This window comes from Rhodococcus sp. ACT016 (assembly GCF_050477185.1).
Taxonomy (GTDB): domain Bacteria; phylum Actinomycetota; class Actinomycetes; order Mycobacteriales; family Mycobacteriaceae; genus Prescottella.
In genome coordinates this window covers 2,655,117-2,668,740 of the sequence record NZ_JBEAET010000001.1, presented here as the reverse complement: position 1 = coordinate 2,668,740, position 13,624 = coordinate 2,655,117, and the positions used below count along the sequence as shown (strand labels likewise).

General features: G+C 65.7%; 11 protein-coding genes and 2 pseudogenes. 8 read left to right on the top strand and 5 right to left on the bottom strand.

What is annotated here, in order from left to right; genetic code table 11:
• Positions 1-24: 24 nt before the first annotated feature.
• Entirely contained in the window at positions 25-585 is a 561-nt protein-coding gene (locus tag ACQ5DX_RS12315; protein WP_430332894.1) for a hypothetical protein, read from the top strand.
• 833 nt (positions 586-1,418) lie between these two features.
• Here the strand turns inward: ACQ5DX_RS12315 and ACQ5DX_RS12310 are convergent.
• From ACQ5DX_RS12310 to ACQ5DX_RS12300, 3 genes and pseudogenes are all read right to left on the bottom strand, one after another.
• Positions 1,419-1,807: pseudogene (locus ACQ5DX_RS12310) on the bottom strand (transposase); the annotation flags it as partial.
• Positions 1,808-1,809: 2 nt separating this feature from the next.
• Positions 1,810-1,992: pseudogene (locus ACQ5DX_RS12305) on the bottom strand (transposase); the annotation flags it as partial.
• A gap of 605 nt (positions 1,993-2,597) precedes the next feature.
• The gene (locus tag ACQ5DX_RS12300) at positions 2,598-3,329 is read right to left on the bottom strand and encodes a FadR/GntR family transcriptional regulator (RefSeq protein WP_430332893.1); all 732 of its coding nucleotides are present in this window, start codon (positions 3,327-3,329) and stop codon (positions 2,598-2,600) included.
• Between the two features lie 261 nt (positions 3,330-3,590).
• On the opposite strand from ACQ5DX_RS12300, the gene ACQ5DX_RS12295 reads away from it, so the two are divergent.
• Genes ACQ5DX_RS12295 through ACQ5DX_RS12285 form a run of 3 tightly spaced genes read left to right on the top strand, consistent with a single transcriptional unit; the run spans position 3,591 to position 6,531 of the window.
• Positions 3,591-4,343: a (Fe-S)-binding protein gene (locus tag ACQ5DX_RS12295; RefSeq protein ID WP_430332892.1), complete on the top strand. Its 753-nt coding sequence runs from the start codon at positions 3,591-3,593 to the stop codon at positions 4,341-4,343.
• Complete coding sequence (locus ACQ5DX_RS12290; RefSeq protein ID WP_430332891.1) at positions 4,340-5,854, top strand: LutB/LldF family L-lactate oxidation iron-sulfur protein; 1,515 nt, start codon at positions 4,340-4,342, stop codon at positions 5,852-5,854. The genes ACQ5DX_RS12295 and ACQ5DX_RS12290 overlap by 4 nt, the downstream gene beginning before the upstream one ends.
• Complete coding sequence (locus ACQ5DX_RS12285; RefSeq protein ID WP_430332890.1) at positions 5,851-6,531, top strand: LutC/YkgG family protein; 681 nt, start codon at positions 5,851-5,853, stop codon at positions 6,529-6,531. The genes ACQ5DX_RS12290 and ACQ5DX_RS12285 overlap by 4 nt, the downstream gene beginning before the upstream one ends.
• A gap of 136 nt (positions 6,532-6,667) precedes the next feature.
• On the opposite strand, the gene ACQ5DX_RS12280 is transcribed toward ACQ5DX_RS12285, so the two are convergent.
• On the bottom strand, positions 6,668-7,699 hold the full coding sequence (locus tag ACQ5DX_RS12280; protein ID WP_430332889.1) for an Lrp/AsnC family transcriptional regulator: 1,032 nt from the start codon (positions 7,697-7,699) through the stop codon (positions 6,668-6,670).
• A gap of 134 nt (positions 7,700-7,833) precedes the next feature.
• Here ACQ5DX_RS12280 and ACQ5DX_RS12275 point away from each other — a divergent pair, with 134 nt between their 5' ends.
• Together ACQ5DX_RS12275 and ACQ5DX_RS12270 are read left to right on the top strand one after the other, a co-directional pair.
• The gene (locus ACQ5DX_RS12275; RefSeq protein ID WP_430332888.1) at positions 7,834-9,240 is read left to right on the top strand and encodes an MFS transporter; all 1,407 of its coding nucleotides are present in this window, start codon (positions 7,834-7,836) and stop codon (positions 9,238-9,240) included.
• Positions 9,237-10,433 (top strand): amidohydrolase, encoded by a 1,197-nt coding sequence (locus ACQ5DX_RS12270; RefSeq protein ID WP_430332887.1) that lies wholly within the window; start codon positions 9,237-9,239, stop codon positions 10,431-10,433. The genes ACQ5DX_RS12275 and ACQ5DX_RS12270 overlap by 4 nt, the downstream gene beginning before the upstream one ends.
• A gap of 222 nt (positions 10,434-10,655) precedes the next feature.
• Here the strand turns inward: ACQ5DX_RS12270 and ACQ5DX_RS12265 are convergent, their stop codons facing one another.
• Positions 10,656-11,534: a glycosyltransferase family 2 protein gene (locus tag ACQ5DX_RS12265; protein WP_430332886.1), complete on the bottom strand. Its 879-nt coding sequence runs from the start codon at positions 11,532-11,534 to the stop codon at positions 10,656-10,658.
• Between the two features lie 735 nt (positions 11,535-12,269).
• Between ACQ5DX_RS12265 and ACQ5DX_RS12260 the strand changes: the two genes are divergently transcribed.
• Positions 12,270-12,578, top strand: coding sequence for a hypothetical protein (locus ACQ5DX_RS12260; protein ID WP_430332885.1), 309 nt, complete (start codon positions 12,270-12,272; stop codon positions 12,576-12,578).
• 1 nt (position 12,579) lies between these two features.
• The gene (locus ACQ5DX_RS12255; RefSeq protein WP_430332884.1) at positions 12,580-13,155 is read left to right on the top strand and encodes a carboxymuconolactone decarboxylase family protein; all 576 of its coding nucleotides are present in this window, start codon (positions 12,580-12,582) and stop codon (positions 13,153-13,155) included.
• Positions 13,156-13,624 lie beyond the last annotated feature (469 nt).

Genomic DNA, 13,624 nt, shown 5'->3' with positions numbered 1-13,624 from the left:
ATCGCGGTCGCCCAGGAGGACGCAGTGAGCGCCTCGGGAGCGGATGCGCTGGCGCGATTCGCGAGCTGCAGCGATGTTGCCCCTGCGGTCGCACCGTACATCGCTGGGCTGCAGGAGAGTCCGTCGAACGCGGTCGACGAGTACGGCGTGCTGTGCAACTGGGAGATCCCCTACGGCGTCACGGATCTGAGCGAGATTCGTGTCGTCGAGGTCCTCATCGAACCCGGGACCGGAGAGGTCTCGGCGGTGCGGGACGTCGAGGCCGGCCAGCTCGTCGTCCTTCCGGACGCCGAACTCGAGAAGGCCGGTGGCGTCGCCTACACCCTCCCGGTGGCGACGACCGTCGCTGGGGTGATCGTCACGACGGTCGAGACTCCCGATGTCAAGGTGACGATCACCGGTGGGCAGTGGGATGACATGCCGTCTCTGGACGGTCCGGCCGCCGGTGGGACACGCGGGCCTCGTTCGGTTCGGATGTGTTGGTCGCACTTCTCATCCTGCCGATCGAGGCCCGCTACCCTGATCGCGGAGACGGGCTACTGCGCTACTGCTCCTGGGTCGCCAGCGAGCCCAGCAGACTGGTGAGGTCGAGCCCGTCGAGTGCGCCGAGCAGGGCGGCGAGCAGGGCGCTGAGCGGGTTGCTGTTCGTGTCGGTACCCATACTTTTCTCCTCTGTTGCGGTCCTTCCCCGAAGGACCGGTTGTGGTGCGCGATCTTGATCGCGCGATCGGCACGCTACCAATCCGAGGTGCGCGGCGGATGCGATTTCGGGCAATTCGCTTTCAATCGTTTGTCGGGTGAGTTCTTGCAGGCCACGCGGATAATGGACATCTGTCCAATGATTGCCTGGTAGGAGCGCGGGAGTGACCGAAGGTCTCCGTTGAACTAGTTCGGTTGGGTGCCTGTCCGATCGTTGCCGCGGTGCATGCGGCATTGATTTCTGCTACGGCCAGCCAATAGTCGCTAGGGGTAATCGACGGCCTCTGTCGTGTGCGGCCACGTTGTCGTAGCAACGGCGTGCGGCCCCCCGCGACACTGCCGCCGCGATTCGCATCAGGCCACTGTCCACAGCGCCACCAGCGCTGCATGCGTGATGGCACCATGGCCCCGTGGGCGGCGCCGTGACCTTGAACCCGCGCGGTGCCCCATGTTCCGCGTCGGCCGGATTCGCGAGCGTTGATGCCGTCGATGATCCGGGTCGGGTCGAAAGTGGGGTGGAGCTGGAATGACCGGTCAATGTGCCTATTCCAGCTCCGATCGAACCGTAACAAGCAGGCAGAGTAAATGGTCAGGTTTGCCGGAATCGGCCAGGCCAGATCACGCCGCGCGGATCGCAGCGCTACACCGAAAACCTAGGTGAATCGGTCAAGTCCAAATGCGTGGTGTACGAGGTCATCGCGTGATTCCTCGGTACTGGGTCAAGCGGTCAGTGCGGGTGTGACCCCCTCCGCGGGTTCCGTGGTGGTGTCGGCGGGTTTGTCGCCGCGGGCGTGGGCGAGGACGTCGAGTCCGAGGTAGCGGCGGCCTTCGATCCACTCGTCATACCAATCTGATGTCGGTCACCGCATAGCGGGTGCGGCAAAGCTACCAGGAAGCGCCGGGCAGGGTGGCGCCGATCGCCGCGACCAGGCCGGCATGGGCGTCGGAAGTCGCCAGTTTCACCCCCGGACAGGCCGCGGGCCACCAGGGAACGGAAGAAGGTGAGCCAGCCAGCGCCGTCCTCGTCGCAGGTGACGTCGACGCCTAGGATTTCGCGGTAGCCGTCGGCGTTGACCCCGACCGCGACCAGGGCGTGGACGTTGACCACTGCTGTTCGGCGAGGACTGCGCCGACGAGACGGATCAAGGCGGCATGGTCGGGGAAGATGCCGACGACGTCGGTGCGCCGACGGATCTCCTTGTTCAACCTCACTTGCGGGTTGTTCGACCAGATCTGCCGCCAGATCTGTTTCGGGAACGCGGTGAACGCCAACAGGTCTGGGCGGGCGGCATCTTGGCGGCCCTCCGTGCAGGCACATCAACCTTGCCGCGACACAGTTGGGTTCAGTCAAGGTGGGACACGGGTCCGACAACATGGTCCATCGGCCGATTTGAAATGGTGAGCCTGTGCGTACCCCTGAGGCGGCCGTTCGGGTTCCCGGACGGAACACCGCCGACGGGACAGGTCTGCGGTGACGCAGTAAACGTCTGCGCAGCAAGGAAGTCTGCACAGCAAGGAATTACGGCGATCATGCCGTTGCTGCGCGCCGTCACGGTCAGGCGCGCGCCAGGCTCACCAGGAAGTCGACGGTGCCGTGGTCGTCGACGGCCGCGAATCCCGGTGACGGCGGCGTGAGTGAGTAGTCCGGACCACGTCACGGGAACATTGCCCGACGCGACGAGAGTGTCACCGGCACTGTCGCGGCTGTGTCGTACGGTCGGGCCTGGCGGCCCGGCGCCATTTCCGGGATGAAGAAGCGGGTGGTCGATCGAAATCGGCGTCAGCGCAGGAAGTGTCACGGCATACCCGCACGCAGTCGCGAACGATGGTCCGTCCAACCAGGGGCACATCTGCGCAACAAAGGCAACCCCGTGGCATCTGCACGTGGTGATCGTGGCTCAGGAGTCCGTGCGGACGCCTTCGTAGTAGCCGCGGATGTGGGCGACGATCCGATTCTGCGCGAGGGGCGCGTCGCCCTTGGCCACGGCATCGACCAGGCCGCGGTGTTCGTGACGCAGACGCGTGCAGGTTCCCGGCCACGCGGCTACGTCGACGCCGGCCACCACGTACGACTCGATCGATGCGCGCAGGCCCGCCATCATCGCCGCGATGACCTGGTTGCCCGCCGCGTCCGCCATCGCGACGTGGAATTGGGCGTCGAGGACGAGGAACTCGTCGGCGGTCAGCGTTGGCTCGTCCATCGAGTCGAGCATTTCGACGGCGGTTGTCAGGTCCGCGGACGGTGTCTGCGCGAGGGTGCGCATCACCTCCGATTCGAGCACCAGACGGGTCTGCACCACGTCGGACACCGGGAATCCGTGCGCGGCAACCTGCATGCGCATGAGCATTGTCATCCCGCCGGTGGGGCGGGAAACGATCATCGCGCCGGCGTTCGGTCCCGACCCGGTCTGTGCTTTGAGCAGGCCGAGGGCCTCCATCACGCGAAGCGCCTCTCGGACGGACGAGCGCCCGACGCCGAGATCGGCGGCGAGGGTCCTCTCGCCGGGGAGGCGCTGGCCGGGCAGCAGTTCTCCCGAGACCATCATGGCCTCGACCGTGTTCAGTACTTGCTCCCAGGCGCGGGGGTGCGACGCGGTCGTCAGGTCGCTGCTCGGGGACTCGGACGTCATGACACGTCAGCCTAGGCCGTGTGGCGATCGCGTCCGAGTCCGATCACGGCAGCATCCAGCTCGGGACCGGGGCCGACTGCAGGCGAGCCACGTGCCGATCGAGGCGGTCCGGTCGGACTGGCTTGCTCGAGGCGACAGCCTCGTGCGCCGGGCGCGGCGCGCTCGGGTAGCGGCGCTGGTCGCGATCGTGGGTTTGCGTCGAGGCTCTGACCATGGCTTACTGTGGTCTGACCACATTGACGTTCGATCTCGGAGACCTGCATGCGCATTGCGATGTTCGCCACGTGCCTGGGCGACACGATGTTCCCGAACGCACCTAGGGCCACCGCGCTGCTGCTGACGCGGTTGGGTCACGAGGTGGTGTTCCCGCCCGGACAGACCTGCTGTGGGCAGATGCACGTGAACACCGGCTATCAGCCCGACGCCCTGCCGCTGGTGCAGAACTATGCCGACAACTTCGGGGACACCTCGATCGACGCGGTCGTAGCGCCGTCGGGTTCGTGCGTCGGTTCGGTGCGGCACCAGCACGAGATCGTCGCCAGGCGGTACGGGAGCGCATCGCTCTGTGGGCAGGTCGACGTGGTGAAGGCGAAGACATACGAGCTGTCGGAGTTGTTGGTCGACGTGCTCGAAGTGACGGACGTCGGCGCGTACTTTCCGCACCGCGTCACCTATCACCCGACCTGCCACTCGCTGCGGATGCTCCGCGTCGGCGACAAGCCGCTGCAACTGCTGCGGGCGGTGCGCGAGATCGATCTGGTCGAGCTGCCGGAGGCCGACTCGTGTTGCGGGTTCGGCGGCACGTTCGCGATCAAGAACGCGGAGACGTCGACGGCGATGCTGGCCGACAAGATCCGCAACGTCGCGGACACCGGGGCCGAATTCTGTTCTGCCAGTGACTCGTCGTGCCTGATGCACATCGGGGGCGGGATGTCCCGGCTGCAGTTGGGTGCTCGCACGGTGCATCTGGCGGAGATCCTGGCGTCGACGGAGAACCTGGAGGTGACCGCATGAGCGGGGTTGCATTGGGGCTGCCGGCGTTCCCGCCGCGTGCGCCCAAGGGCGTCGGGTTCCTGCGCGGCCAGGAGACGTTCCCGTCCGCCGCGCACCACGAGCTTGCCAACACCCAGCTGCGCCGCAACATCGGCAAAGCCACGCACACCATCCGGGCCAAGCGGCTGAACGTCACCGGCGAGCTGCCCGACTGGGAGGATCTGCGCGACGCCGGCTCGGCCGTCAAGACCGAGGTGATGGGCCGGCTGCCGGAGCTGCTCGACCAGCTCGAGGCCGCGGTGACCGCGCGCGGCGGCACCGTCCATTGGGCCGCTGACGCGAATGAGGCCAACGCGATCGTCACCGATCTCGTGAAGGCGTCGGGCTCGGACGAGGTCATCAAGGTCAAGTCGATGGCGACGCAGGAGATCGAGCTCAACGAGCATCTCGAGGCCAACGGCATCCACGCCTACGAGACCGACCTGGCCGAGCTCATCGTCCAGCTCGGCCACGACAAGCCCTCGCACATCCTGGTGCCCGCGATCCACCGCAACCGGTCGGAAATCCGGGAGATCTTCCTGCGGGAGATGGCCCACGTCGACCCGGAGCTGGACGACAATCCCGAACATCTCGCCGCCGCCGCGCGGAAGTTCCTGCGGCACAAGTTCATGACGGTGCCCGTGGCAATCTCGGGAGCCAACTTCGGCATCGCCGAGACGGGCACGCTCGGGGTCGTGGAGTCCGAGGGCAACGGCCGCATGTGCCTGACGCTGCCGCAGACCCTCATCACCGTCATGGGCATCGAGAAGGTGATTCCGCGGTACCAGGATCTCGAGGTGTTCCTGCAGCTGCTGCCGCGCTCGTCGACGGGGGAGCGGATGAACCCGTACACGTCGCTGTGGACCGGGGTCACTCCCGGCGACGGGCCGCAGGACTTCCATCTGGTTCTGCTCGACAACGGCCGCACGGCCGCGCTCGCCGACAGTGTGGGCCGGGAGGCGCTCAACTGCATCCGGTGCTCGGCGTGCCTGAACGTGTGCCCCGTCTACGAGCGCACTGGTGGGCACGCGTACGGCTCGACGTATCCGGGGCCGATCGGTGCGGTGCTCACCCCGCAGCTGGCGGGCATGGACGGCAAGGGCGACCCGAACTCGACCCTGCCGTTCGCGTCGAGCCTGTGCGGAGCCTGCTATGACGCGTGCCCGGTGAAGATCGACATTCCGTCGCTGCTGGTGGAGCTGCGCCACCAGAAGGTGCAGCAGTCCGGCTTCGGTGCCGAGGCAGCCGCGATGAAGGCCGCGTCGATCGCGATGTCGTCGGCCAAGCGATTCACGGTGGCGCAGAAGGCCGCCGGACTCGGGCGAGTGATGGCCGGGAAGAAGGGCAAGATTTCGACGCTGCCCCCACCGCTCAACGGGTGGACCGACGCCCGTGACATCCCCGCACCGCCGAAGCAGACGTTCCGGCAGTGGTGGGATACCGCCGAGGGACGCGCCGCGATCGACAACGCACGCAAGGAGGCGCAGCAGTGAGCTCACGCGATGTCATCATGGGCCGGATCCGGGACGCGCTGACGCTCGCACCGCCCGCCGCGGTTGAGGTTCCGCGGAACTACCGCACGGGTCGGACGATGCCCGACGACGAATGCGTCGAGCTGTTGGTCGATCGGCTCGTCGACTACAAGGCCGTGGTGCATCGCAGTGGCGTCGACGAGTTGCCCGGCGTGCTGGCGGGCGTGCTGGGTGACCTCGATGTACGCCGCGTCGGTGTGCCTGCGGGACTGAACGATTCGTGGCTGGCGCGGTTCGATGGCGAGGTGGTCGTCGACTCGTCCGACGTGCCGGCCCCGCAGCTGTCCGACCTGGACGGCGTCGTGACCGCGTCGGCTGTCACGTGCGCCGAGACCGGCACGATCTTCCTGGACGGCAGCCCCGACCAGGGCCGCCGGGCGCTGACCCTGGTCCCGGACCTCCACGTGTGCGTCGTGACGATCGACAGCGTCGAGGTCGGCGTCCCCGAGGCGCTCGGCCGGTTGGTGCCCGAGCGTCCCACCACGCTGATCAGCGGGCCGTCAGCGACGTCGGACATCGAACTCGAACGCGTCGAGGGTGTCCACGGGCCCCGGAACCTGCACGTGGTGATCGTGGACCGCCGTTCCTCGTCGGCGCCCGACGAAGGATGCTCAGAGCCCGCTATCGCCGCCTATTGAGCGTGTCCTTGTGCGGTCCGATGTATCCGACATGCACTGTGGGCGGGCGTAAGTCGACTGCAAAGTTCAAACTGCGCTGGAGTGGTGGACGCGAGATGGTCGATCCGCGCAATCACTGCCCTGGCCTCGCACTGCTCTACGGAACGTCGACGTCGGCGAAGAGTGAGGCCGACGTCACCACATCTCTGGCACGTCCCTCGGTGTCGAGGAGGAATCCACCCCGTTTGTAGGTTCGGAGGGCCACGAATGTGTCCGTGATTGCGATCCGGGGGTGTTCGCGGGCCAATGCGGCCGCGAACGCGGCGATGTCCGTGGTGGACCTGAGCCACATTGTCAGGAGAACGTTGGAACGGCCTGTGATCGCCTCGACAACACGGCATTTCGAGAGACTGGCAAGAGAATCGCCGATGGTGTTCAACTGGTCCGGTGGTGCGGCGATCATGAACGTCGTAGGTACGACGGGCCCGGTGATGGCTGGGGCGCCTTCGCAGCGCAGCGCGATACGGCCGGAGTCGATCATCCTTTCGACACGACGACGGGCGGTTGGCCCGGTAGTTCCGCAGTGTTCAGAGAGGTCGGTCCAGGATCGTCGTCCGTCATGGATGAGGCCTTCGAGTAGCCGGCGGTCCAGGTCGTCGAGCGGGGGCACGGGTCGTCGCGGATTGACCGGGCGTCGCGTACTCAGGAGAGCGGACTGGCGCAGGTCGAGAGCCTGCACCCGCCAGCGTGAGCCTTCGCGGAAGGTTGCCAGCGCGACCATCGCGGTCACGGAGACGATCCCCTCGATGGGGTCGATTCGTTCGTCGATCAGCCGGGTGAGGCCGTCGAGTGTGGGGACGAAGACATCGAGGAGGAAGTCCGCGTCACCCGACGTGCTCGACACCGAGACAATCGCCGGCTCGGCGACCAAGGCAGCAGCGACCGCGCGTTTGATTTGCGGTCGGCACGTGACCGTCACGAAGGCTGCACACCCGTAACGGACGAATGCAGGGCCCGGGACGAGCGCGATCCAGGCCGAGCCGTCATTGGACAGGTGGCGCCAGCGCCGAGCCAGTGTTTTCGGAGTATGCCGCAGTGTCTGCGCGATCTCGGCCCAGTCGGCGCGCGGATTCATCTGAAGTGCGTCCACGATCGCAATATCGAGCTCCGACCCGACCTGTGCGTTCATCTCAGGCATCCTGCCAATCACTCGTGTCAATTATCGGTCATTTCCGGGCTCGGGTGATGTGGGCCACCCACAGTGGTGTGCGCGCTTCCGGCGCATCCTGGTCTCCAGGCCCCTTCCACTGTCGAGGTTCAATCATGTCGACACAATCACCACCAGGCGCAGACGTGGCCGATCAGCGGCGGCTGCCGATCACCGCGTTGTTGGGCTCGATGGCACTCGTCGAGCTGCTCAGCGGCGTCACCCAGGGATACCTGACGCCCCTGCTGCCGTCGCTCGGCGAGGGCCTGGACATCACCCAAGCGGGGCAGACTCGGATCTACTTGCTTTCCCAGCTTGCGTTCGCTGTCTGGACGCCGCTGTTGGCGAAGCTCGGAGACTCGTACGGGTACCGGCGTTACCTGCGCGTCTCCATCGCCCTCGTGGCTGCCGGCACTCTATTGATGGCAGTCCGACCGAATTCGCTCACCCTCTCCGTCGGTGTCGTCCTACAGGCCGCGGTCGTCGGTTTCATGCCGCTGCTCATCGGGATCCTGCGGTACCGGGCCCCGGAACACCGGCGATCCGGAGTGGGCATTCTGGTCGGAGTCTTGACCGCCTCGGTGGGCCTCGGTGGGGTCGTCTCGGGTTCGCTCAGTGAGCATTCGGCGACACTGGGATTGTGGGCGGCGGTGCCGGTGGCGGTTCTGGCCGTTGTCGCGGGCATGGTTCTTCCGGACGGCTCGCCTCACACCGGTGAGCGGTTTCCCGTCCTGCAGTTCGTGCTGATGGCCTCAGGGCTCGTCGGGGTCGTCACTGCGCTCTCGATCGGTGGCGAGTGGGGATGGACCTCCCCGCGCACAGTCGGCGCGCTGGTCGTGGGACTGGTCATGCTCGCGGCATGGATCGCCACCGACTCGCGATCGATGACGCCGCTGGTGAACATGCGGATGCTGACCAATCCGCCGGTAGCCATCGTTTCCGGCATCACCTTCTGCCTGGCGTTCTCGACAATCGGGTTCTTCGGCGCCAACGCAATCTTCCTTGGCTCGTCACCCGCCCGGTCCGGCATCGGTCTGTCCTACGGTCCACAAGCGATTGCGCTGGTCGTTCTGGCGCTGAACGTGTTCGCGCTGGGTAGTTCGCTGTCCACCGCAACGCTGCTCCGTAGGCTCGGCGAGCGTTACACGCTTGCGCTTTCCGGAGTCGTCATCGCGGCCGCGTTTCTGAGCCTGCTGGTGTGGCACGACACGGCCTCGCAGTACCTCGTGGCGATCGCGTTGCTCGGACTCGGCTTCGGCGGATACCAGGCTTCGACTCGTGCGCTCTGCGTGGAGTCCGTCGTGGAGACCGAGACCGCGATGGCGGCGGGTATCAACGAGCTCGCACTGTCCTTCGGCGCAGCAATCGGAGCCTCGGTGGTGGGGGCGATCATCTCAGCGCACCAGACCTCTGCCGGTGTCACCCTGAGCGCGTATCTCTGGCTGTGGTCCGTGTGCGCCGGCGTCGCTCTGGTCGGCGCGGGACTGGGCCTGTGTTACCGGACGCGAGGGGCTCAGCGGTGACCGCGGCCCAGGACACCGCCGTGGACGAAGTCGCTGCGGCGATCGAGGCGGCCGTCGCGCGCTGGTCCGACCGGCTCCTCGAACTGAGTCACAGCCTTCACCGGGAACCCGAGATCGCATTCGCAGAGTTTCGATCATGCGGAAAGATCACCGCTCTCGCGACCGCGGCCGGATTCACCGTCGAACGCGGTGTCGGCGGCCTGGACACCGCGTTCACCGCAACCTACGGTGCAGGCGAACTGACGGTCGGCTTCTGCGCGGAATACGATGCCCTGCCTGGGATCGGGCACGCCTGTGGCCACAACGTCAACGCTGCCGCGGCTGTCGGCGGTGCCCTCGCACTCGCGGAGGTGGCCGATCAGCTCGGACTCCGGGTCAAGTTGGTCGGCACCCCAGCCGAAGAAGCCGGTGGTGGAAAGGCAATTCTTTTGCGGGAAGGAATCTTTGACGATGTCGCCATCGCCATGATGGTGCACGCCGGCGCCCAGGACGAGGTCGGTGGCTCGTCGCTCGCCATGACCCAATTGACGGTGCGATACATGGGCAAGCCTGCCCACGCCGCCACTGCCCCCTGGGAAGGTGTGAACGCTCTCGATGCCATTTCGATCGCGTACCACGCCATCGGCCTGCTGCGGCAACAACTCGAACCCGGCGTAATCGTCTCGTTCATTGTCACCGAAGGTGGGCAGGCTCCGAACGTGATTCCGGCGCAAACCGCAGCCGCAGTGGAGATTCGAGCAAAGACGCTCGCCCAACTTCGTCGGACTCAGTCCAGGGTCCAGGCGTGCCTGCAGGCCGGCGCCATCGCCAGCGGGACCGATCTGACCGTCGCCACCTGTGGCGAGGAGTTTGCAGATCTTCTGCAGGACGACCTCCTGACCGGCGCTTACGTGCGCGCACTGCAACGACTGGGACGAACGCCGATCTCTCGTGCCGGTGAGCACATCGCGTCCACCGATATGGGCAACATCTCGCAGGTGATCCCGGCAATTCACCCCACGATCGGCTACGACGTCGGTGGAGCAGCGCACCACACCGCGGAGTTCGCCGAGCACGGTACGTCGCCCTCCGCCGACGCGGCCGTGCTCGATGGGGCAGCAGCACTTGCACTTGTCGGTGCGGAAATCGGGCTCGATTCCCGGCAGCGGACACGGCTCAACAACCGCACTTCGTCGTCATGCAGGGAACAGTAGGCGGGCACGACGGCCGCTTCCGGTCGCCGGAACGGTCGTCGACTTGCGACCCCGAATGCGTGCCTGTCGCGTTCTTCAGGCGACCAGTTCTCAACGAATTGAGTGGCAAGGATCCCCGGCAGTTCCATCGACGTGCTCTGCGTAGACAGCACAAACTCCGGACGATTGCGTGAGGCCCCGGCCCGCAACCCCTGGCTCAACACCGACCGTGACTCATACCGTCTAGCCTCGGACCGTGGCCGTCACCGGCATCGTCCGTGCGGGACCCCCGAAGATCAACCGGCGCAGCGTGAACCGATGTCGATCGGGATCGTACGGCCGGTACGCCAGGTAGGCGCCGAGATGAGTGAACCAATGCAGGCGCAGCAGCCGGCGATAGCGGGATGTCATCGCGTTGTGCCGCTCCAGCGTCGTGACTCCCGCGCGGAGGTAGTGCCCGAACTCGCGGGGTGGAGTCAGCGCACGGCGGGGGGACACGTCCGCTCGCATCTGCGACAGCTGGGCGATTTCCAGACCGCAATCACAGATACAGAGGGCCAGATCGGCATCTTCGTGTACATCGGGATCGGTACTCGTCGACCGCCCGACCCGCTCCCAAACGGACTTTCGCAGTGCCATGTTGGCGCCGTGAAGATTCCGAATTCGCTGTTCGCCACCGAGGGCGCCCGTGTCGACCAATCGACGGATGTACCAGCCCTTGAGGGAACGATACGGGGAATCATACGAGTTACTCAGCCCTGTCACTGCAGCAACCGCGGTCGTGTCCGCACGCTGGAAGAAGTCGAGAACAGCGCGAGCCCAACCCGATTCGACACGTGTATCGGCGTCGATCCGTCCCAGGATTTCTCCTTGTGCCGCGTCGAAGCCGGCGTTGCGCGCATGCACAGCCCCCGCAGTGGTCTCCCGGACCAACCGCACGATGGGATTTCGTGCTGCGATCCTCTCGACGATCTCGACGGTGCGGTCCGTGGAGTTGTTGTCGACGACAATGATCTCGTCGATATCCCCTGCCTGGAGGAGCAGCGCCTCCAGGCAGGCACCGATGTAGTTCTCTTCGTTGAACGCGGGTACGACGACTGACAACGAACTCCCTGAAGTCATACGTCCCGTATACCGAACCAACGGCCTACGTCACAACCCCCGAGCGCTGCCAAGACTGTCGGCTGCACGGAATAATCCCACTACTCCGCCGACACCGTCACCGAGTAGTGCGTCGAAGATCACCACGCTAGCCGCCACAAGCCGGCGTCTGGCAGTTGCCCGTGCGGCGCGCCCCGCATGGCATCCGTGTCCTGTCGTCACACTCGGCGTACGGTGCGTTGTGGCGCGCGGGAAGTAGGCCACACCGACCACCCCGAGTATCCCTCGGGGCGTTCATCATTCAGGGAGTTGACGATCGCCGCGGCTCTTAGCGACGTTGATGCCTGCGGTGCACCCGCGCTGCACGCGCGGTAGATTGCGGGTCGGGCGGCACCGCGCCCTGGACCCTGCGCGCGGTGCCGTTCCTTTTACCTACTTCCGGCAGGCCTGATTCGTGAGGGTTGACGCCGTGATTGATCTGAGTAGCGTCGAGCGTGTGCTCGGCCAGGTGAAGCGCCGAGGTCACCCGATCCGCGTCTCGGGTCTGGGCCATAGCTCGCGGTTCCGTCGATACGCGTGGTCGCGGTGAACAAGCGCGACGCCTGGCATCACTCGATGCCAGATGACGGAACGAGTCCGTATTGCGTTGCGCATCAGGCACCGCGGCCAGGCCACGGCTGCACTTCGATGCTTACTTCTATTCGGTGCGGAACTTCAGGTGGCGTTTGCATACGGCTTGGGGGACTTCTGATCACCATGTCTGACTTTGCTGCTCTGCATCAGGAACTCGTCACGCGAGTCATCGATGGCGACGGGACGGCTTCGACCGAGTTGCGTCGAGCTGCTTTCGGCAACCGCGATCTCGGTGAGCCGGTTCGGACGTTGATCGACAAGGTTGCGTTCGCCGCCCACACCGTGACTGACGAGGATGTCGCAGCGGTACGCGCCGCGGGGCTCGGGGAGGACCAGATCTTCGAGGTCGTGGTGTGCGCCGCGGTCGGCCAAGCCAGCCGGCAGTATGCGAACGCGCTGGCTGCGCTTGCCGTCGCAACGAGGGAGTCGTGAGATGAGACTCGCCCTTTTCGATCGGAACCAGCGCCTTCGCACAAAAGCCCTGTTCGCGCTGATTCGGTTGGTATCACGTCAGCCGGTTCTCGACGCGGTAAGGCTGGCGATGTATCGCCCAGAGTTCTACGGTGGCGGTCAACTCACCCACGCAGCGATGCGCGGGCCATCAACGTGGTCGGTCGGTGATCGCGAGCTGATGGCAGCCTTCGTGTCGAAGGTCAACCAGAGCCCATTCTGCGTCGCCGCTCACTCGGCGACATCACGCTTGTGGTTCGACGACAATGCGAAGGTCGCAGCGACCCTCTCCGATGTGACGACGGCGCCGATCGACGAAAAGCTCCGGGCGACACTGACCCTGCTCGGCAAGCTCACCCTGGAGCACTGCGTCACCCCCGAGGATATCCAGGCCGTACTCGCTCGGGGTGTTTCGGCCGACCAGATTGAAGATGCTTTGGCTGTGTGCCTGGCTTTCAACATCATGGACCGACTGGCGGACGCATTCGACTTCAGCGTTGCGAACCCGGCAGCGATCGATTCCGGTGCCCGCTACCTTTTGAAACGCGGATATCGCTAGGCGGGCATTGATCGGCGGTATCGACTTCTGGGTTCCGCACGTCACCACGTGGGTAGCCCGCCCTGACCAGTACATGCTCGATCAGATGTCGGGTCGAGCCGCCGGCCCACGCTCGCATCGTCAGGGCCGCTACCCGCGTGACGCCGGTCCCGCTGACCCTCGCCCCGCACCGCTGGTGCGCGGCTCGTACCAGCTCGCCAAACCCGCGCTACTGCAATGGTATCGGCTGTCTTGCTGGACTCAAATCGTGTGACCGATCGCATGGAATTCCCTGGGAGGAGTTCTGGGGCGATGCCCTTGTGGTCCGCCTCAGGCGCTGTGACAGACGGAGATGACAGTCCCTTGTCTCGCGTCAGCGGCTGCTACCGACCGGCGGGCGCCCCCATACGCGTTGGCGACAGCAACCCGGCATCTCAACCGAGCGGGGGAGAAAGAGGGATCAGCTTTGGGGGGTCAGTCATCGCCGGTT

Coding starts and splice junctions, on each gene's coding strand:
- ACQ5DX_RS12300 (WP_430332893.1), bottom strand. CDS start 3,329: ATGACGTCCGAGTCCCCGAGCAGCGACCTGACGACCGCGTCGCACCCC.
- ACQ5DX_RS12295 (WP_430332892.1), top strand. CDS start 3,591: ATGCGCATTGCGATGTTCGCCACGTGCCTGGGCGACACGATGTTCCCG.
- ACQ5DX_RS12290 (WP_430332891.1), top strand. CDS start 4,340: ATGAGCGGGGTTGCATTGGGGCTGCCGGCGTTCCCGCCGCGTGCGCCC.
- ACQ5DX_RS12280 (WP_430332889.1), bottom strand. CDS start 7,699: ATGAACGCACAGGTCGGGTCGGAGCTCGATATTGCGATCGTGGACGCA.
- ACQ5DX_RS12275 (WP_430332888.1), top strand. CDS start 7,834: ATGTCGACACAATCACCACCAGGCGCAGACGTGGCCGATCAGCGGCGG.
- ACQ5DX_RS12265 (WP_430332886.1), bottom strand. CDS start 11,534: ATGACTTCAGGGAGTTCGTTGTCAGTCGTCGTACCCGCGTTCAACGAA.
- ACQ5DX_RS12260 (WP_430332885.1), top strand. CDS start 12,270: ATGTCTGACTTTGCTGCTCTGCATCAGGAACTCGTCACGCGAGTCATC.
- ACQ5DX_RS12255 (WP_430332884.1), top strand. CDS start 12,580: ATGAGACTCGCCCTTTTCGATCGGAACCAGCGCCTTCGCACAAAAGCC.